Origin of the sequence: Shimia sagamensis, from assembly GCF_900182745.1 — a bacterium.
GTDB classification, from domain to species: domain Bacteria; phylum Pseudomonadota; class Alphaproteobacteria; order Rhodobacterales; family Rhodobacteraceae; genus Shimia; species Shimia sagamensis.
The window spans coordinates 16321-35464 of sequence record NZ_FXTY01000010.1 but is presented as its reverse complement, the minus strand read 5'-3'; the positions used below and the strand labels follow the sequence as shown (position 1 = coordinate 35464).

At 53.5% G+C, this 19144-nt stretch carries 16 protein-coding genes and 1 pseudogene; 8 read left to right on the top strand and 9 right to left on the bottom strand.

All coding sequences use genetic code 11. The features are described from left to right. Positions 1 to 539: 539 nt before the first annotated feature. The 9 genes from QOL67_RS19760 to QOL67_RS19720 all read right to left on the bottom strand — a co-directional run bounded on the left by QOL67_RS19760 (position 540) and on the right by QOL67_RS19720 (position 10355). The gene (locus tag QOL67_RS19760; protein ID WP_283427715.1) at positions 540 to 1457 is read right to left on the bottom strand and encodes an MYG1 family protein; all 918 of its coding nucleotides are present in this window, start codon (positions 1455 to 1457) and stop codon (positions 540 to 542) included. A gap of 580 nt (positions 1458 to 2037) precedes the next feature. Beyond that, positions 2038 to 3546, bottom strand: coding sequence for an aldehyde dehydrogenase (NADP(+)) (locus QOL67_RS19755; RefSeq protein WP_283427714.1), 1509 nt, complete (start codon positions 3544 to 3546; stop codon positions 2038 to 2040). Between the two features lie 4 nt (positions 3547 to 3550). After that, a complete protein-coding gene (locus tag QOL67_RS19750) occupies positions 3551 to 4549 on the bottom strand; it encodes a 4-hydroxythreonine-4-phosphate dehydrogenase PdxA (protein WP_283427713.1) in 999 nt (332 codons plus the stop codon). Between the two features lie 2 nt (positions 4550 to 4551). Further along, positions 4552 to 5265: a GntR family transcriptional regulator gene (locus tag QOL67_RS19745; protein WP_283427712.1), complete on the bottom strand. Its 714-nt coding sequence runs from the start codon at positions 5263 to 5265 to the stop codon at positions 4552 to 4554. Position 5266: 1 nt separating this feature from the next. Next, on the bottom strand, positions 5267 to 6181 hold the full coding sequence (locus QOL67_RS19740; protein WP_283427711.1) for a dihydrodipicolinate synthase family protein: 915 nt from the start codon (positions 6179 to 6181) through the stop codon (positions 5267 to 5269). Beyond that, on the bottom strand, positions 6178 to 7350 hold the full coding sequence (locus QOL67_RS19735; RefSeq protein ID WP_283427710.1) for an L-rhamnonate dehydratase: 1173 nt from the start codon (positions 7348 to 7350) through the stop codon (positions 6178 to 6180). The genes QOL67_RS19740 and QOL67_RS19735 overlap by 4 nt, the downstream gene beginning before the upstream one ends. Before the next feature lies 1 nt (position 7351). Next, positions 7352 to 8851 carry a tripartite tricarboxylate transporter permease gene (locus tag QOL67_RS19730; protein WP_283427709.1) on the bottom strand — a complete coding sequence of 500 codons (1500 nt, stop codon included), beginning with the start codon at positions 8849 to 8851 and terminating at the stop codon, positions 7352 to 7354. Positions 8852 to 8857: 6 nt separating this feature from the next. Continuing rightward, the gene (locus QOL67_RS19725) at positions 8858 to 9376 is read right to left on the bottom strand and encodes a tripartite tricarboxylate transporter TctB family protein (protein ID WP_283427708.1); all 519 of its coding nucleotides are present in this window, start codon (positions 9374 to 9376) and stop codon (positions 8858 to 8860) included. A gap of 28 nt (positions 9377 to 9404) precedes the next feature. Then, entirely contained in the window at positions 9405 to 10355 is a 951-nt protein-coding gene (locus tag QOL67_RS19720; protein WP_283427707.1) for a Bug family tripartite tricarboxylate transporter substrate binding protein, read from the bottom strand. Positions 10356 to 10524: 169 nt separating this feature from the next. On the opposite strand from QOL67_RS19720, the pseudogene QOL67_RS19715 reads away from it, so the two are divergent. The 8 genes and pseudogenes from QOL67_RS19715 to QOL67_RS19680 form a co-directional block, all read left to right on the top strand. Beyond that, positions 10525 to 11059 (top strand): annotated as a pseudogene (locus tag QOL67_RS19715) (transposase); the annotation flags it as partial. Positions 11060 to 11329: 270 nt separating this feature from the next. After that, the gene (locus tag QOL67_RS19710; RefSeq protein WP_283427706.1) at positions 11330 to 12271 is read left to right on the top strand and encodes an AraC family transcriptional regulator; all 942 of its coding nucleotides are present in this window, start codon (positions 11330 to 11332) and stop codon (positions 12269 to 12271) included. Between the two features lie 238 nt (positions 12272 to 12509). Further along, positions 12510 to 14867 (top strand): arylsulfatase, encoded by a 2358-nt coding sequence (locus tag QOL67_RS19705; RefSeq protein ID WP_283427705.1) that lies wholly within the window; start codon positions 12510 to 12512, stop codon positions 14865 to 14867. A gap of 83 nt (positions 14868 to 14950) precedes the next feature. After that, entirely contained in the window at positions 14951 to 16519 is a 1569-nt protein-coding gene (locus QOL67_RS19700; protein WP_283427704.1) for a DUF1214 domain-containing protein, read from the top strand. 78 nt (positions 16520 to 16597) lie between these two features. Continuing rightward, positions 16598 to 16858 (top strand): DUF3302 domain-containing protein, encoded by a 261-nt coding sequence (locus QOL67_RS19695; protein WP_283427703.1) that lies wholly within the window; start codon positions 16598 to 16600, stop codon positions 16856 to 16858. 6 nt (positions 16859 to 16864) lie between these two features. Further along, positions 16865 to 17992, top strand: coding sequence for an HlyD family secretion protein (locus QOL67_RS19690; protein ID WP_283427702.1), 1128 nt, complete (start codon positions 16865 to 16867; stop codon positions 17990 to 17992). Between the two features lie 198 nt (positions 17993 to 18190). Next, positions 18191 to 18622 carry a hypothetical protein gene (locus tag QOL67_RS19685; RefSeq protein ID WP_283427701.1) on the top strand — a complete coding sequence of 144 codons (432 nt, stop codon included), beginning with the start codon at positions 18191 to 18193 and terminating at the stop codon, positions 18620 to 18622. 31 nt (positions 18623 to 18653) lie between these two features. Continuing rightward, on the top strand, positions 18654 to 19052 hold the full coding sequence (locus tag QOL67_RS19680) for a hypothetical protein (RefSeq protein WP_283427700.1): 399 nt from the start codon (positions 18654 to 18656) through the stop codon (positions 19050 to 19052). Positions 19053 to 19144 lie beyond the last annotated feature (92 nt).

Here is a 19144-nt window from a genome sequence, read left to right as displayed (position 1 = left end):
ATCCACGCGTCTAGCGCCGTGTATCCAAGCGACCTGCCAAGACTGAATTTGCCGGATCAGTTGATAGCTGTGCGTAGGCCATCGAAGCCTGCAAATCCTGCTGAGCATGAGAGTTGGCAGGTAAATTGGAACGCTGTAGCGGATCTTTCGTGAAGAAGGATTTACCGTCCGCAACCAGAACTAACGCAAAATAGAGGTTTCTCAGGAGAGACGGTCACAAGCCCCAAACGTAAGAGATGAAGGCTGTGACCGGATACCGAGATCGACAGCGCATGTTGTCCGCGCCTCACTATCGTTACACTAGGCGTGCTAGATTTGCCCTGTCATAAGATCGTCCCAGAACGCAGAAATCCGCCTTGCGGCGGCTTATTTTGTACTGATTGCGGGAGCTCGAAACCACCGCAGTCGAACAGCCCTCAAATACGATGCGTGATCCACATTCTTTTTGTAATGGTGAGCGAAAGTCAGACTTTGCAAAACTCGCAATCTACTCCTTCCCACTTTTTGGTACAGATCGTAGCGAATTCACAATTCCCGGACTAGTGAACGCCTCGCACCGCAATTTCGGCCATTTCCAGGATCGCCTCACGGGTGTTGGCAACAGCGATAAAGCGGGCGTTATGGCAGAATTTGGCGCCTTGGACACCGCTCGCCTCTTCAAGCTCCCTGTCTGTTAGGCCTGCCCAAGCGGCAGGCAGATCCGCGCGTTGCTCGAAAGTGTCATTTGACAGCTTGATGCCATTGAGTGTCCAGTCATCACCGCGCGGGTGGATCACAAACAACATATGTTCAGCTTCTGCTTGGTCGAGGGTCGAGCGGTAAGGCATACCCGTTGGCAGTTCAAGAATAGGGGATGTGCCTGCATTGGCGATTGCCTTGATCACGATATCTCGTGACCTGATTTTGGCTGCGAGATTGCGAATTTGGGCTTCGACAAAACTCCGGGCAATGGGCAAAGCCTCGAAGAATGCGTCATCGTCTGCGGTTGGCGATACGTCGTCAAATACAGGCTTCAAGCTTCCCAACAATGCTGGCAAGGTCATGATCGACAAAGGCCCAGCAACAGACGGTTCCATTGCGCCATTGTCCAAGAGGTCAATTGCTAGCACAAATTTGGCGTCAAACTCTGCATGGATGGCCTCAACGTCACCTTTAGGGACGTTCATGGCTTCCAGATACGCGCGCCCGTAGTGTGCCCATATCAGACCAAAAGAACTGAACGGTTGGCCATCGCCACGCAGTGGCCCGGGACGTTGGTGGTGATCGAAAATCTGCGCCTCCCCATCGTAGGCGCCGCCAACATCAAAAATGATTTTGTGGGCTGCGGGAGTGATCGAATTCCGATCCCGACTGCGGCGCAGCTCCGCTTGAGGAAACAGTTGTGTAAGCACCACTGAAGACAGCAACTCGTCGGCATGGAAACCGCCAGAATGAGTGACTAGGTGGGTGATCGTCATGGCAGCATTCCAAAAGGTTGGTCAAAAGGAAAAGGCGACCTGCTTGGCCGCCTTTCGAAAGATGTCAAAGGGTGTTTGTCAAACCAATGCACCCAGATCAAGGAGTAAGTTGTGAGAGGGAGGCCCCTTGGTGCGTTCAGAAAGTGGCTTTCTTGCACTATTCAGGTTTATGACTCCCCCCTACTCCAGGCAAGCTCAGCCAATCGGCTGAGTTATGTTTATTCTCAGAGCGGCATGGCAATTCAGGAACAATCCTTGTTGTGCCATCAGTCCGAGCGGTAATGTGGCTTTGTGTTTCTGCGACTGCAGTTCGAGTTCTCGCACCTCCACAGGGGACGCCCCAAGTACCGCCCGCCCACAGCGTCTTCCCGGCTTCTAGGAACCTCTCTTGACCATTTGGAGTAAACACCCCGGAAAATCCCTCCCAATGACATTCCTTGCGCGTACCACCAAAGGTAGCATACTTTGCAAAGTCAGGGCTTTTGGCTGAACTAAACGGACCATAGCTGCCCCTTGTCTCTTTCGGGAACAAAGGCAGCTATGGGGTTCAAAATCTTGAAAACAAAACTCTATTCGGTCCCTAAAATGACTCCGGCAAAAGGGCGGTCGGCAAATTTTGATAGCACACAGGCCTCAAAAACCGCCTGATGGACAAGGTGCCAACTGACGTCGCCCCAAAGTTAGTGGAAGCAGGATAGGGCCCTCCATGAACCATTGTTTCACTGACTTCAACACCTGTTGGAAATCCGTTCACCAAAATACGACCGGCTTTACGTTCAAGAATGGGTAAAATCGACTGAGCGGTTTTTGTATCGCCTTGATCCATGTGCAGTGTACAAGTCAGCTGTCCCTGAAGTGCTCGAGCAACGGAGTGCATTTGGCCAATATCGTCGGCGATAACAATCAATCCAAGCGGACCAAAAACTTCTTCTCCCAGCTCATCGTTGGCCAGCCACTGCGCCGCAGTCGTCTGATACAGCTGTGGTGTGGCATTTCGCTGATTACACATGCTGGACAGAACTTCCTGAACCCCTTCGCTCGCGGCAATACGGCTCTGTCCATTACGAAACGCTAACGCGATGCCATCCGTCAGCATCGTTTGTTCGCCAACTTGTGCCAACCCTTTAGCTGCTGCATCGATAAAAGCCTTGGCTTGATCCTTGAGCACGACAGCAATGCCCGGGTTGGTACAAAATTGCCCCGCGCCCATAGTCAAAGATGCCGTCCAACCAGCGCCGATCTGTGCGCCTCGTGTTTTTGCGGATTCGGGTAAGATGAACATCGGGTTCACAGAACCCAGTTCACCAAAAAACGGGATCGGTTCGGGGCGTTGTGCGCAGAGATCAAACAAAGCTCGTCCACCAGCGAGCGAGCCAGTGAACCCAACAGCTTTGATCAAAGGATGCTGGACAAGAGCTTGCCCTACGTCGCGTTTGCCCCCTTGCACCAACGAAAACACACCGGGGTGCATGTCGCAGGTAGCAACCGCCGCTTGGATGGCCGCAGCGATAATTTCACCCGTTCCCGGATGTGCTGAATGCCCCTTGACCACCACAGGGCAACCTGCGGCCAGTGCGGCGGCCGTGTCACCACCCGCAGTCGAGAACGCCAACGGAAAGTTAGATGCACCAAACACCGCAACAGGTCCAATTGGACGCTGGATCATTTTCAGGTCAGGCCGCGGTTGAGGGGCCCGGTCGGGCAGAGCCTCATCATGGCGACGGTCCAGATAGTGACCATCCAAAATATGCGATGCAAACAAACGCAGTTGACCGGTTGTGCGACCCCGCTCACCCTGTAGTCGGGCTTCGGGAAGACCGGTTTCCTGAGTGCCAATTTCGGTAATCGCATCGGCGCGCGCTTCAATCTCATCGGCAATCGCGTTCAGAAAGGCTGCGCGTTCCGCCCGGCTAGAATATCCAAAGGACCAGAACGCCTCTTCGGCAGCCTCTACAGCCGCGTTGACATGCTCTGGCGTGCCGACCGAAAACCCATGAGACGGGCCATGCGCGGGTTCTGAACTAAATTTTGTTTCGCCCGCGACCCATTGGCCAGCGATCAGATGATTTCCATGTGGTGTAAAAGTCATGTTCTTACTTATCCCAGTGAGTGACCATAGTGCAGGCAATGTCAAAAGCAGCACGAGTGGCGCCAACGTCGGCGCGCCCTTGCCCGGCGATATCAAAGGCCGTTCCATGCGCAGGGGTTGCAACTGGCACAGGCAGGCCGCCCTGCACGGTGACGCCGCGATCAAATCCAAGTAATTTCAGGGCGATCTGGCCTTGATCATGATACATCGTGACAACCGCGTCGATTTCTTTAGCAACCGCTTTTAGGAAGACTGTGTCCGATGGCCAGGGACCGTCCACTGCCATTTGACCCTCGGCCAACTTGCGCACAGTGGGCTCCAGAATATCGATTTCTTCTGTACCAAAATTACCACCGTCACCCGCATGCGGATTGATTGCAGCAACGGAAATACGTGGGCGTTCAATGCCAGAACGGCGCAGCACGTTGTCGATCAGATGCACCGCCTCGGTAACCCGCTCTTCGGAAATTGTGTCCGCAACATCACGCAAAGCAATGTGACTGGTCACCCGGCTGGTCCACATGCCGTCCAACGTGTTCAGCTCGGAAATGTAATTTGTCACCCCCAGCTTTTCAGCCATGTAGTGCAGCTCGTCATCATGGCCCAAACCCGCCAAATGCATCGCGGCTTTGTTAAAAGGGCCAAAAACGATGGCATCAATGACACCGGACTGAACGAACTCCAGCGCCTGATCCAGTGTTTGCAGAACCGATGCGCCACCGGCCTCCGTCACCGTTGCAACATTGATCTGCTCTGGTTCAATAGTCTCCATCGCGTGAAAGGCGACGCCTTGTCTGACGCTCCAGTCACCTGCGGTGACGTCAACAGGTGTCATGGCAAAGTCTTGCCCCGCCACAAGCTGACCCGTTTCGAACACATGGGCATCACCGATCAGCAGGATGTCTGCTGCTTCGGTCACGCCATCCTGGTTCAACAGGCGGGCAATCAGTTCGGGGCCGATGCCGCTGGGGTCACCGGGGATAATGCCAATCTTCGGTTTCATGTTTAGTCCTCGGTCTGCGCCGCATCACGGGCTTCGTGAATGCGGGTGATATTTGAAATGGTGCTTTTGAGGTGGTCGCGCAGGGCGCGGCGGGTTGCCTTAGCATCCCGGGCAATCAGTGCCGCCGTGATATCAGAGTGCTGCGACAAGGTGTTGTCCCGCCGGTCCACCTGTTGGGAAGACAGAAACCGTGCCCGCCACAATCGCGCATTGTACTGGCGATGGGTTTCAATCAACGGTTCGTTGCGACTTGCCTCGACAATGGAGGAGTGAAACCGCATGTCGAGCTGGAAGAATTGCAGCGCCGTCAACTCGGAAGAGCCTTCGGCCATGTCGTGACCTAGTTTCTGGATCTCGGCGATCTCGGCATCCGTGGCCTCAACACAGGCAGTTTCACCCGCCAAAGCCTCAAGCGCACCAAGAACTGAGATATATTGCGTCAGTTCCTGCAACGATGGATCGGCCACACGAGGGCGACGGGTGGCGGAGTATTCCACTAGGCCTTCGATCTCAAGTAACCGCAACGCCTCGCGTAGTGGCGTGCGAGAAATGCCCAGCGCCTCAGCCAGTTCCCGTTCAGGGATTGAAGTGCTCGGTTCAAGTTTGCCCAACAGGATAAACTCGCGCAGGTTATCTGCCGCTTCCTCGGCCAGGGTGCGGCGGGGGCGGACTGCCCCTTCCTCTTTGAGTGTTGAAATCCAACCGCCCTGTGTCATCCTATTTACCCCAATTCAATACAACCGGATCCAGTGGCCGTAGCAGATCCATCAACCCAGATCGAGTGTCTGGATGCAAAGGTTCGATCGGATGGCGGCAGAATTCTGATTTAATTACACCACCTTCGACCATCGCGGCCTTGGCCGCGCGGAACCCGCACTGCCGGTTTTCGTGATTGATGGCAGGCAAGACTCGGCCATAGGCCGCAGTGGCCCCAGCCCTGTCACCCGCCAGATGCATGTCAATCACCGGCTTGATCTGATCCGGGATCATGGCGCTGGTCATGCCGCCAGTTGCGCCGGCGTCCAGATCTGCCAACAAGGTTATAGCTTCCTCGCCATCAAATGGGCCTTCGATAGCGTCTCCGCCTGCCTCAATCAGCGCACGCAGTTTGGCAGCGGCCCCGACACATTCGATCTTGAACAGTTTTACCATCTCAATCTCGGCGGCCATTTTCACGAGTAAAGGAACTGGCAAGTCAACACCCGAAAGCGGCGCGTCCTGCACCATGATCGGCAGGCCAATGTCGCCAACAGCCTTGAACTGTTCATAGGTCTGGGTGGGTGTGCCCTTCATCAAAGCCCCGTGATACGGTGCCATCATCATCACCATCGAGGCCCCCAGATCTTTGACAAACTGGGTCCGCTCGACCGCGATTTCGGTCGCAAAGTGGCTGACGGTCACAATCACCGGTACCCGGCCTGCAACGTGTTCCAGGCACAAGCGAGTTAGTGTTTCCCGCTCGGCATCTGAAATCAGAAACTGTTCCGAAAAATTTGCCAATATACAGATACCATCTGCACCCTGATCAATCATACAATCCAGAACACGGGTCATACTCTCAAGATCTAATGTGCCATCCGGGTTGAACGGTGTTGGCGCGACAGGCCAGATACCTTTGTAGGGGCGGCTCATTCTGTCACCTCAAAATCTGCGAGGTACTTGTCAGAGATAGAAATCCCCAGACCGGGCTTGTTGTCGTCCAAATCCAGATAACCATCCACTGCGTCCGGATCGCCTTCGAAGATGTAATAGAACAGCTCATTTCCGACCTCGACGTCATGCACCGGGAAATATTCAGAAATCGGGCAGTTCACGTTGGCCATCGTCAGGTGGTAATTGTGCATCTGGCCTGCGTGCGGGATCACCGGCACCTGATAGGCTTCGGCCAGGGCGTTGATCTTTTGCGCGGCAGTGATGCCGCCCACGCGGTTGGTGTCATACTGAATGACCGACACCGCTTTGAGATCCAGCAACTGGCGGAACCCCATCAGCGAGAACTCGTGCTCCCCCCCAGAAATCGGGATCGGCCCTTTGTTCAACTCGGCATAGCCATGGATATCGTCGGCAATCACCGGCTCTTCCAGCCAACGCGGCTCAAACTTCTCGAGCTTGGGCAGCATGCGTTTTGTGTAGTCCAGATTCCAACCCATATAGCACTCCAGCATCAGGTCAGTGTCGTAGCCGATTACTTCGCGCACCGCTTCGACCCGCTTCAAGTTCTCGCGCATACCCTTCATGCCGTCTTTGGGACCGTAGCCAAAGCGGGTCTTGAAGCCCTGATAGCCGTGTTTCATCGCCTCTTCAGCCTCGGCCTGCATCGCCTCGACATTGTCAGCGTATAGCTTGGAGTAATAAACTGGGATCTTTTCCTTTGTGCGGCCGCCCAGCAGTTTGAACACTGGCTTGTTGGTGAGCTTGCCCATCAGATCCCAAATCGCGATATCCACGGCCGAGATTGCGGTCATACCGACACCTTTGCGGCCCCACGCATGGGTGCGGCGATACATTTTTTCCCACAGATAGGCATAGTCAAACGGATCTTCGCCAATCACCATCGGGGCGTAGTGCTCGTCGATGGCAAGCTTGACCAGGCTCGGCGCCAGAGCGGCGTTGCCGATGCCGATCATGCCACATTCGGTTTCCACCTCGCAGGTCAGCCACTGGTGAAAGCGAAAGCTCCCCATGGCATCGCCACGATCATATAGGGCATCTGACGCGTTAGTGCAGAAGTTGCCTTGAGGCGGAACTGTCTTGCCCTTCCAGTTCCAGACGCGGGTACGGACTGATTTTATTTTTGTCATATTATTCTCCAGTCGACTCGACAGGTGAGCGTTGTTTGAACATCAGGCCCCAGACCAGCGGGCCAAACAGGGCCAGCGCGGTCAGGACAAAGAAGAAGAGAGCCAGGGGACGGGTGAACATCAGCCACCATTGTTCGTCGAGCATCACCATGGATTGGCCCAGACGGGTTTCCAGCATGCCGCCTAGGATTAGGCCGATGGCCATGGGCACAACCGAGAACCCATAGCGGCGCATGAAGAAGCCAAGGATACCCGAGCCAACGGCGATCAGCACATCGATCATCGACTGTTCCAGAGCATAGGCCCCGACAATCGAGAAAATGAACACGATTGGCCAAAGGATCTGAATCGGGATCAAGGTGACGCGGGCAAACAGCTTGGCGCCAAACAGACCGATAAAGAAGAAAAGCACGTTGACCAGCATCATCGACCAGAAGATCGCAAAGGCAAAGTCAGCTTGTTCGGTGAACATGGTTGGGCCGGGACGCAAACCGTGCACCATCAGGCCCGCCAGGATCACAGCCGCAGTTGGGCTGCCGGGAATCCCCAGTGCCAAGGTTGGTACCATGGCCCCACCGGTGGCCGAATTATTTGCCGCTTCGGACCCGGCGATGCCTTCCAGAGAGCCTTTGCCAAATTCCTCAGGTGTTTTTGACCAGCGCTTTGCTTCGTTATAGCCAATCATCGAGGCCACGGTTGCGCCTTCAGCAGGCAAAATGCCAATGAATGTGCCGATACCGGATGAGCGCAGGATGGTTCGCCAGACCTTCTTATAATCCGCGCGGCTGGGCAGTTTGATCGCCTTCATGATCACCTGCTTGCGCTCTACGTGCAGGTTGTCAGCCTGGATCAGCAGTTCCGAAATACCAAAGACACCGATCATCACCGGTACAAAGGGAATACCTTCGCTCAGCTCGTTCATGCCAAAGGTAAAACGCTCGATAGAGGTCAGAAGATCGACACCAACGGTTGCCACCAGCACGCCAAAGGCACCAGACAGGATGTTCTTGATTGGAGAACCATCACCAATGGTGGCCAGCATCGACAGGCCAAACACAGTGAGCGCAAAGTACTCAGGCGGCGCAAAATTATAGGCCGCGCGAGCCATCAGTGGTGCGGCAGCCATCAGGCAAACAACCGAGACAATGCCGCCAATGGTCGACGAAACCGCCGCCATACCCAAGGCCTTGCCAGCTTCGCCCCGTTGCGCCAGCGGATAGCCATCAAGGCAGGTGGTCGCACTGGCCGAAGTTCCGGGTGTGTTGATCAGAATGGCGGTAATAGCGCCCGCAAATGTTGCGGCGCAATAGATGGTTGTGAGGATCGCGATGGCCGGGATCGGCTCCATCGTGATGGTAAAGGGAAGAAGAAGCGCGACGCCGGTCGTCGCATTCAGGCCCGGCAGGGCCCCGACCAACACGCCACCAAGCGTTGCGGCCACAATGAGGAACAGCAGATTGATGTCTGCCAGTGCCATAAGTCCGGAAAGAGCTGCGTCCATGATTAGTTACTCATACCAGAGGTTTGTCAGGAGACCGCGTGGGAAGCGGACTTCGAAGATGCCATCGAACATGAAGAACACGGCGACTGGGGCGATAATGCCGACAAGAATCAGTGCCCAGGCACGGCGTTCGCCCCACAGAGCAGTCAACGACACAGCAAACAGCCCAAGGCCCAGAAACAGGTCAATCTCGGCGATCAGCAGAAAGCCGATCAACAACCCGATGGTCATCTGCACCATTTTAGTGAGCGGTTCGGGCGCTTTGCTGTCATCGCGAAAGATCAGGTAGACCGACAACATAATGATCAGGCCGATCACCAGCTGAGGAAAATCCTCAGGCTGCATGCCGCGTTTCAGGATGGGCGGTACGCGTTCAAACTGGGTGCTGAGCCAATAAGCCCAGGCGCAAAACACGATGATGCCCGCTGGCACGGCATATCGAGAAATATTGGCGCGTCGTTTTGATGATTTGTCCATAGCAGGCTGCACAGGATTGCCTTCTTGAAGATGGGTGTGGCCGCCCATTTTGACCGCCACACCGCAGGGGGTCAGATTATTCGATGAAGCCCAGCTCTTTCAGAGCGGATTCCATATCAGTCACCATAGTTGTGATCTGGTTGCCCCACTCTTCGGAGCCAACAACCGAGGTCGCGTCGAGGCCAACGGAATCTAGGAAGCCCTGATAGACACCATGCTGCATTGACTCCATCAGCGCGGCTTCAATCTGCTCGGCCACTGCGTCAGGCGTGTCCTTGTGGACTACAAAACCACGCACGGTCGAGAAGCTGACGTCGATACCCATTTCCTTGGCAGTAGATACGTCTGGCAGGCCTGACATGCGCTCGTCAGCAAGAACAACGATTGGGCAAACGTCACCCGCATCGATTTGCGATCCGGCTTCGGCCAAGTTCAGAACCGCTGCGTCAACTGCGCCTGCAACCAGTTGGGTAGCAAGCTCACCGCCGCCGTCGAACGGAACGATTTTTGGTGTCTGCATGCCGCCTTTTTTGGTGAACATAAATGCCGATACGTCGTCAATGTTGCCCAGATGTGTTGTGCCGTAAGAGATTGGAGCCTCTTTCTGAGCCGCAACAAAGGCTTCGGCACCTTCATAGGCGCCACAACGGACCATAAGGATCTGTGGATCATCTGTGCCACGCGCAATTGGACGAATATCGGCCAGAGTCATGTCGGTCTTGCCTTTGGCGACAGTGGCCGCGTGACCAATGGTAAATGTCAGGATCGAGTGACCGTCGGCTGGCAGGGTCAAATAATGATCCATCGCCACGGCACCGCCGCCCCCCTTTTTATTGACCACAACCATGTCAGCCTTCAACACGCGACGCGCTCGCAGCATCATCATCCGAGTTGTGACGTCGGTACCTCCGCCGTTGCCGGCATGGGTTACAACTTCGATCGTCTTGGCTGGGAATTCTTCGGCACTGGCAGCAGCACCACCAATCGCCATCGTAGCCGCTACAGCAGCGGTTAGAAACTTATTCATTGATTTCCTCCTCAGGGCTTCAAATCGACCATTCCTCCACAGCCGATTCGTATCTGATAAGGAGGTCCTAACAGGTATTTGGAATTTGGTATACCAAAAATCACCGCACTGATTGACCCGCCCCCACTGAACTAGCCCGGCTCAATAGTTGGCAAACAGAAGAATGAAGGTGGGAAACAAGCGACAAAAGCCGGAAGAGAGTGTCACGGAGTTGCGACAGGTTGAGGTGCTGTGCAGCCAAGGAATGCCGCGGGTAGATATAATCCGTCAGGGGCTGATTACCGAGCAGACGTTTTATCGATGGCGCAAGCAATATGGCGTTATGGGAACCAACCAACTGAAGGAACTCAAACGCCTTCAGAAAGAGAAAGACCTGCTGCGCCGCGCCGTCTCGGGCCTGACTTTGAGCAACTTATCCTGTCGGAAGCCGCATGGGGAAACTATTGAGCCCTACGCGTCGTCGCTGCATTGAACATGAGCGAAACCAGTTCCTCATCTCAGAGCGACGCGCATGCCTTGCCTTAGGGCAGCACCGATCCACTCAAAGGCGGGGGCCGGTTGGACGTTCTGACGACGCGCGCCTAGTGGCCGACATGATCGAGCTGACACGTCGGTACGGACGATAAGGCTATTGTCGGGCGGCTGCCCTGCTAAGAGACGCTGGATGGTTGATCAACGACAAGAGTGGCGAACGACTGTGGCGAGCCTAAAGTCGTGAATCGCAATGTGCTGATTGCGGGGGCACCATCGAACATGGAGCGTCAAAGGGGCTCCCAGCTTCCGGTGATTGTCTTGATGCAACAGTCCCTTCATTTGCTTTAACTGTTGACGGTTGCACTTAGGCGAAGCTTAACTGAGTTACATTTTTGGACCCCTTTGTCTGTGACCCAGAATTTGATTGATAACGTGGTGTAGAGACCGCGACCGAATTGCGCACCCGAGCGGGTGCATTAGTCGTTCCAATCACCCGCCTCATGACGGAAAGCCAAAGCGCATTTGTCTCAGCATCTGCCGAGCTCAATCCGGAGTTTTTGGACTTTCAGAGTGAAGCCTGGGTTTCCGTTGACAGTTACCTCGACAGTTTTGACCGCTTGCAGTTTGTTGCGGAAGAACCGGGGCTGGCCTTGCGAGCAGGCCTTACCCAAGATCTTAAAGAATTGGGCCTGTTTGGTTGGTGCCTAGTGGTTTCAGAAACACTCTGGGATGCACTTCGCCAAGCCCAGGAAGCCTTGTCATATATGCAGAACTCTGGCGATATTTCACTGACCATCCGTCGAGAAAGATGTCGCATTGAATATTGCAACGGATACGGAGCCAGCGCCGAAGCGGACCTCGATACGCAGTTAGCCGTCGGACTGTTTATCAATTTGATCCGACAGACTGTGGGGTACCAAGATAGCAACCTAACCGTTCGATACCCCCGATTTAGGGTCGGCCATAAGTACCTTCTCCATGACGCCAAAGTTGTGAGTTCGGCGTCGAGAGGAATTATCGAGTTTGATGCACACCTCTTGCGGCGACCTTTGGCACAAAGCAACGCAGGTCTGTCCGCAACTCTTAACGACACACTTCCAAGGTTTGAAGGTCAGACGCCGGACAACTTCTTACTGATCCAGGAACTCCAGGTGTCTGCCCTCTCTGAGATGCAGGCTCCAATCACTCTATTGGATATGGCGTCGCTTTTGGGAGTACCTGCAAGATCTCTCCAATGGGACCTCAAGCGCCTGGGACAAAGCTTTGCGGGAATTCGGACTTCAGCGCGACATAAAGCGGCAAAACAGAATTTGACGGCGGGAAGGTCAGTAGGGGAAACTGCCCTCCTATTAGGCTACTCGCATCAGCAGACATTTTCTAATGCATTTGCAAGATGGGAAGGTGTCACGACATCTGAATTTCTGTCACGTGCGCGGCGCTAAACATATCTAACCGACCAATATCCCTTACAAAACCACCCAATTGGGGGATGAAGCTACCCGCGCCAGCTTCAGCGTAAAACTATTCTTACAAGGTATGTTCGCACGTTGCGTGTTTTCCTACATCGGTGAGGATTTTGACACTTAGAATTAGCCTATTGATTGCGGGGCGATTTTGATCCGATTCCCAAATACCGGTGTACCGCCTCACTCCTGTTATTGATTTTTCAAGGAGAGTTTTATGAGACATTGGCAATGTTTTGCTGTCTTGGGTCTGATTTTGACACAGCTGATCCCGGCAACGGTTCAAGCGCAATCTGAGGCGGGCTGGGACCGCTCAGTTTTGCCGGTTCCAATGACCAAATTCAAAGGTCACCAAGGGCTGCGCACATCGGAATCTGAATTGGATTTCCCAAACCAGGTCACTGCGCCAGACGGCGCTCCAAATATATTGTTGATCATGCCGGATGACGTGAGATTTGGTGCTACGATCCCATTTGGCGCCCCGGTACCAACTGAAGCCTATGAACGACTTGCTGAAGAAGGCTTGTTGTTTACGCAAATGCACACCACCGCGCTGTGTTCGCCCACGCGATCCGCGTTGATTACCGGTCGAAACCATCATTCCAACGCCACCGGCGTGATCATGGAGCTTGGCACCGGGTTCCCTGGCTACAATTCTCTGATGCCCAAGGAAAACGGCAGCATTGCCGAAATTCTGAAGGGTAACGGTTTCAATACAGCATGGTACGGCAAAAACCACAATGTTCCGGATTGGCAATCGAGCCAGGCCGGCCCCTTTGATTTGTGGCCCACTGGTCTTGGCTTTGAACAGTTCTTTGGTTTCATTGGCGGAGATACCAGTCAATTCACACCGGCGATCTTTGACGGCACTAAACCGATCGAACCGCCAAATACGGAAGATTATCACCTTGACGAGGATATGGCTGATCGCGCCATCAACTACATCCGCGAACAAAACGCGCTAGCCCCTGACAAACCGTTCTTCGTCTACTATGCGCCGGGCACCTCCCATGCGCCGCATCACGCGCCCAAGGAATGGATCGACAGGTTCAAGGGACAGTTCGATATGGGCTGGGACGTGATCCGCGAACAAACCCACGCCAACATGCTGGAAAAAGGTATCATTCCGCCGGGTACCAAACTGACGCCGCGTCCTGCAGATATTCGTGCTTGGGACTCTTTGAATGAACAGCAGAAAGAACTCTATGCCCGCATGATGGAAGTCTATGCAGCCTCGCTGGCGCATATGGATCATCAGATCAACCGGATCCTCGATGCCGTTGAAGAAACGGGTGAGATGGACAACACGCTGGTGATCTACCTGATGGGTGACAACGGCGCGAGTGCCGAAGGTAGCCCTGATGGACTGTTGAACGAAATGACCATGTTCAACGCCATCGAGGTACCGTTTGAAGACACCTATAACCGTATGGACGAGTTGGGTGGCCCGAACACCTTTGGACATTTTCCAGTTGGATGGGCCCATGCGATGGACACACCGTTCCAGTGGACAAAGCAGATCGCCAGCCACTTTGGCGGAACGCGTAACAGCATGATCATTTCTTGGCCTGAAAAAATTAAAGCCAAGGGTGAGGTACGCACACAGTTCCATCACGTGATCGACATCATGCCGACCATTCTGGAGGCAACCAGCCTTCCTGCACCGCAATCGATCAATGGTGTTCCCCAGTCACAGATTCAGGGAACAAGCATGATGTATGCGTTCAACGATGCTGACGCACCGTCAACCCGTCGTACGCAATACTTCGAGATGTTTGGCAACCGCGCCATCTATAGCGATGGCTGGGTTGCCGCAACCACACCGTTCGACGTGCCTTGGGCTAGTTTGAACAGACCCAGCGATGTCATCAACGACTGGAATTGGGAATTGTACAATGTCGCCGAAGATTTCTCGCAGGCGAACGATCTGGCCGCAACCCATCCAGAGAAGCTGAACGAACTGCAGCTTTTGTTCTATGGTGAGGCTCGTAAATACGACGCGTTTCCGATCGACAGCGCAAGGAAACCCCGTCTTGACGTGGCTTTGCGTCCGAGTTTGACACTCGGACGAGATACGTTCACCTACTACGACAACATGACCCGTATTCCCGAAGGTACCGCACCCGATTTCAAAAACAAGTCGCACTCTATAACGGTGGACGTTGAAATTGGTGAGGGCAACAATGATGGTATGCTAGTGACACAGGGGGGGCGCTTTGGTGGTTGGGCACTGTATGTGCTCGATGGCAAACCGATCTATACCTACAACGTCGCCAACCTTGAACGTTACAATATCCAAGGCGCAGTTCTGACGCCTGGCAAACACGTCGTTCGGTATGAGTTCGAATACGATGGTGGTGGTGCCGGCAAAGGCGGCACTGGCAAGCTTTTTGTTGATGACCAAATGGTCGCCGAAGGCCGCGTGGATCGAACATTGGGCTATCGTATCTCGCTGGATGAAACCTTCGACGTTGGATCGGATGCGGGTGAGCCAGTGAGTGAAAGCTATCACGTGCCTTTCGACTTCCCTGGTGAAAATGAAAAGGTCGAAGTCACCCTAGATTTGGGCAAGTGACGATTGATTATCCCCGCGCGAAAGCATTCCTTCGGGCGGGGAATTTTGCCAATCCTTTATTGGGATTTTTCGGGAGAGTGTTAATGAAAAACCGTAATTTATTTAACATCATATCGGTTGGGGTAGGACTGTTGATGACAGCCACAAGCGCCGAAGAACTTCGCCTTACGGACATTCAGAGCGAAGAAGAATTCGAAGCGGGGATGCCTGTAACCGGTACCGTTGAAACCTATTTCGGAGATTTCAATGTAGACCACAGTTTTCCAACAGCTGAGACCGCTGATCGCATTTACGAATTGATCGACCACCAGCGTGCCGCGCAACTTTATCTGTGGGGATTACCAATTGTCGCTCAGGAAAGGATGACACAGAACTATTTTAACAATTTTGACTTTGATTATGGTGATTTCGTTCGGATTGAATCCTTTAACGAGCGGCGCGGGTACCTGACCGCCAACGAGACGACCAATTACGCTTTGGGTTTGTTCAATACGAGTGGCGCTGCAACGATTTTGGATGTCCCCCCAGGTGTGGTGGTCGGCATGATTGTCGACATGTGGCAGGAATCTCCAACCGACATTGGCATCTTTGGTCCGTTTAGCGGCAACGGAGGCAGGCATGTGATTGTTGGGCCAAACACACCTCAGCATATGCGCCCTGACATGACGAAACTTGGCGATGATTATCAAATTCATGAGGTTGATACTGACCGTGGTGTCGTACTTGCACGGGTTGCAGGTGCGGATGTGGAAAAAGTTCAGGAAACTTGGAACCAAATCCAAATGTATCGATTTGGATCTGAACCATCGACCACGGTTCATCCCGGAGAAGACAAGTTTCTTCCCACAATGCAACCGCGTGGCCTGGCCTACTGGAGGGTTCTACATGCAGCCATCAACAACGAGCATCTTGCTGAGCGTGACCGCTTCTTTATGTATTGGCTTCGTTCACTTGGAATTGAACGCGGCAAACCCTTTGAGCCAAACGAAAAACAGACCAAAGCATTGTTAGACGGCGCAAAAGTTGGCGAGTTGATGGCCCGCTCCTTTGTCTTCAGCGAACGCCTGAACGGTGTGCTGCGGGAGTTTGACTGGCGGTATGTGCTTGGCGGTGAATGGGGCGATGGTATTAAGTACGACCAAAGCACTCAGAACTTCGACATCATTGATCCGCGGTCGCGCTACACTTACGAGGCGCAACTGACGTCTCCGTCGATGACGGTTCCGCGCGTTGGCAAAGCACAAGGGTATGTCGCAAAATTTGAAGACTCCGATGGTGCACGCCTAAAAGGAGAAGAGCGGTACGTGATGCTGTTCGATCGAGAGCCAAAGACCGATATGTTCTGGTCTTTAACGATCTATGATCCGGACACACGTGTATTGCTGGACAATCGTGGCCTTAAGGACGGTGATGACGTAACTGTTGACAGCCTCCAGCATCAACCAAAGAAAAACAGCGATGGCTCTTTTGCGATCATGCTTGGGCCAGATGAAGCCCCGGATGGATGGCAGAGTAACTATGTCCGCACACTCCCTGGACGTGGCTGGTTCCCATATATTCGCGCCTATGGTGCCCATCGGGAGTTCTACGATGGCTCTTTCCAGTTGCCGAATATCCATCACGTAGAAAACTTTGACGAATTCGTGAAATAGCCTAGTGTTTTGGTGCGCACACTTGACCACCGCGCACCAAAAAACCCTTTGAGTAATTACATTCCTGGGAGCAAAGCATTGAGTGGATTAGACATTTTTGCATGGGTGGTACTCGTTGTCCTTGTGATTACAGCCATTGCGGTCTTTCTGACCCTGGCGATGTTGCCAGGGAAGATCGCGAAACAACGACAGCACCCTTATGATGAAGCCATCAATGTAGCAGGGTGGCTGGGGGCGATATTGGGCGGCGTGTTTTGGCCGCTCGCGCTGATCTGGGCCTTTGCGCACAAGCCTGACGAGACAGATGATTCCGATTTTGCGACATCGGCGGGAAGTTAAAGACAAATGATTGTATTTTTGACGCTGGCCTATGTGGCCGTTTTGTTTGTTCTGATCAAAATTAAGGTGCTCCCCAACACAAAGGCCACTTGGCTTTCAACGGTGGTGTGGGTCGTCGTTCTGTTCATTTTCCTTTTCATTCCAATGCAGTGGGGCGCGCCGTCCGGGCCGATCCGCGTTTTGACGCGAGTGGTACAAGTGCTGCCCAATGTGAATGGCGAGGTGGTAAGCGTTCCCGTGCAGCCCAATGCTCCGTTGAAGAAAGGCGACGTGCTTTTTGAGCTTGATCCGGAACCTTTTGAGATTGCGGTTGGCTTGGCGAAAGCTTCTTTGGCGCGTGTAAAAGCTCAGGCCATTCAAGATCAAGCAAACCTAGACGCTGCCAACGCCCAACTGGCACAAGCTGAGGCTGGTCGGGTTTTGGCAAAGCGCTTGTTTGATGATGACGCCGAACTGGTGAAAAGCGGAACCATATCGGAGCAGCGATTGGACCAAAGGCAAGCTGAACTCGACGCGGCTATCGGTGCGGTGGATCAAGCGCAAGCGGCTGTATCTCGCTCGCTTACCGAGCTTTCAGCCGTAACCGAGGATGGGACTGCTGCCAAAGTGGCTGAAGCGGAAGCCCATTTGCGACAAGCTGAATGGAATTTACGCCAAACCAAAGTGACCGCGCCGTCGGATGGTTTTGTCACCAATGTGGCGCTCGCCGTTGGGCAACGTGTGACCAGTCTGCCGTTGGCGCCGTCCATGGCATTTGTTGATACCAACGATAAAGCCTTTGTGGCAGAGGTTCATCAGATCTACCGGCGTCATATTGAGAATGGTCAACCTGTAGAAATTGCATTCAAGACCCATCCCGGTGTTCTGGCGACTGGGACGGTTGAGAAGCTGTTCGAAATTTCCTCGCAGGGACAAGCAATTGTTTCCGGAAATGTTCTGACCGCCGGTCAGACAAGCTCTGACCCGTTTCTTATTCGGATAAAGCTCGACGATCCAGAAATTGAAAGCGCATTGCCACCGGGAGCTGCCGGAACGTTCGCAATATACACAAATAGCGTACAGTCTACTCATGTCATTCGAAAGGTGATGATCCGGATGACTTCCATTTTGAACTACATAAAAGTCGGGCTGTGACATCACTGACGTGCGTTCTGTATGTGCGGAAATGTCCATTCGTTCGAGGGAGGAAAAGCTAAGCCCTTTCATATGGTTTGACACATTTTTTGCGGCATCGTTTTAGGGACCGAGAACGCAACCCCAACTGTAGAATTAGATATGCAGAATGGGCGCGCTCCCTAGGACAACCACATCAATTTAAGAAGGAAATATGAAATGGAAAAATTCATTGCCATTGTATTTGACACCGAAGAAGAGGCTTTCAAAGGCGCCGACGCTATGCGGGATCTGCATAGGAATGGTGAGTTGGCTGTCTATGCAGCGGGAGTCATTGCCAAAGACATCGATGGAAATGTCGAAGTAAAGAGCGGAGCTGACGAAGGGCCTATCGGGACTGCCTTTGGTATGTTGCTTGGTGCGATGGTTGGTGTGTTGGCTGGACCAGCCGCAGTGGCCTCCGGCGCGGCTGTGGCAGGGACTGCGGCAGCTGCGCAAGTCGCAGCAGGCGGCATGGCACTGGGCACCATGACTGGCGGTCTATTTGGTGCTTACCGCGATCTCTGGGTTGCGGGTGTGGACGCTACAATACTGGAAGTATATTGCCGTCGAATTATTGCCCGGAAAGTCCTGTGTTGTGGCTTCGGTTGATGAAGTGTGGACCGCTCCTTTGGACAGCACGATGAAGGACGTTGGTGGTGTTGTTTTTCGGAAACTGCGCGTGGACGCCATTGATGAGCAAGTCGTAGCCGAGATGGAAGCATTTGACCGGGAAATGGACGCGCTTGAAGAAGAATTTCAGCAGACCAATGATGAGGCAAAAGCGGCGATCCAGACCAAGATATCCGCGCTGGAATCTACCATGGCAGAAAAGCGGGGCAAGATAGAAAGTCGCTTGGAAACGATGGACAAGGAGTTCGATGCTCGCCTTGATGCGATTGACGAACAAATAGAAAACGCGGCTGAAACCTCCAAAGAAAAGTTTGAAAACCGCCGTACCGAAATTGAAGCGGACCGACAAGAAAGACGCGAAAAATTGGCGAATTCCTTGCGGAAGATTGCTCAAAAAATTGAAACGTGACCTTGCTACGCTTGCGCGGAGCGGACCAAAAAACGGGGAAAGGTTACCCAATGAGCGACTTTCGAACGGTAATCCCCCCCTAGGGAGCCAAT

What these genes read in the sequence shown, in the direction of transcription:
- QOL67_RS19760 (WP_283427715.1), bottom strand. Translation starts at nt 1,457, where the DNA reads ATGACGATCACCCACCTAGTCACTCATTCTGGCGGTTTCCATGCCGAC.
- QOL67_RS19755 (WP_283427714.1), bottom strand. Translation starts at nt 3,546, where the DNA reads ATGACTTTTACACCACATGGAAATCATCTGATCGCTGGCCAATGGGTC.
- QOL67_RS19750 (WP_283427713.1), bottom strand. Translation starts at nt 4,549, where the DNA reads ATGAAACCGAAGATTGGCATTATCCCCGGTGACCCCAGCGGCATCGGC.
- QOL67_RS19745 (WP_283427712.1), bottom strand. Translation starts at nt 5,265, where the DNA reads ATGACACAGGGCGGTTGGATTTCAACACTCAAAGAGGAAGGGGCAGTC.
- QOL67_RS19740 (WP_283427711.1), bottom strand. Translation starts at nt 6,181, where the DNA reads ATGAGCCGCCCCTACAAAGGTATCTGGCCTGTCGCGCCAACACCGTTC.
- QOL67_RS19735 (WP_283427710.1), bottom strand. Translation starts at nt 7,350, where the DNA reads ATGACAAAAATAAAATCAGTCCGTACCCGCGTCTGGAACTGGAAGGGC.
- QOL67_RS19730 (WP_283427709.1), bottom strand. Translation starts at nt 8,851, where the DNA reads ATGGACGCAGCTCTTTCCGGACTTATGGCACTGGCAGACATCAATCTG.
- QOL67_RS19725 (WP_283427708.1), bottom strand. Translation starts at nt 9,376, where the DNA reads ATGGGCGGCCACACCCATCTTCAAGAAGGCAATCCTGTGCAGCCTGCT.
- QOL67_RS19720 (WP_283427707.1), bottom strand. Translation starts at nt 10,355, where the DNA reads ATGAATAAGTTTCTAACCGCTGCTGTAGCGGCTACGATGGCGATTGGT.
- QOL67_RS19710 (WP_283427706.1), top strand. Translation starts at nt 11,330, where the DNA reads ATGACGGAAAGCCAAAGCGCATTTGTCTCAGCATCTGCCGAGCTCAAT.
- QOL67_RS19705 (WP_283427705.1), top strand. Translation starts at nt 12,510, where the DNA reads ATGAGACATTGGCAATGTTTTGCTGTCTTGGGTCTGATTTTGACACAG.
- QOL67_RS19700 (WP_283427704.1), top strand. Translation starts at nt 14,951, where the DNA reads ATGAAAAACCGTAATTTATTTAACATCATATCGGTTGGGGTAGGACTG.
- QOL67_RS19690 (WP_283427702.1), top strand. Translation starts at nt 16,865, where the DNA reads ATGATTGTATTTTTGACGCTGGCCTATGTGGCCGTTTTGTTTGTTCTG.
- QOL67_RS19685 (WP_283427701.1), top strand. Translation starts at nt 18,191, where the DNA reads ATGGAAAAATTCATTGCCATTGTATTTGACACCGAAGAAGAGGCTTTC.
- QOL67_RS19680 (WP_283427700.1), top strand. Translation starts at nt 18,654, where the DNA reads ATGAAGGACGTTGGTGGTGTTGTTTTTCGGAAACTGCGCGTGGACGCC.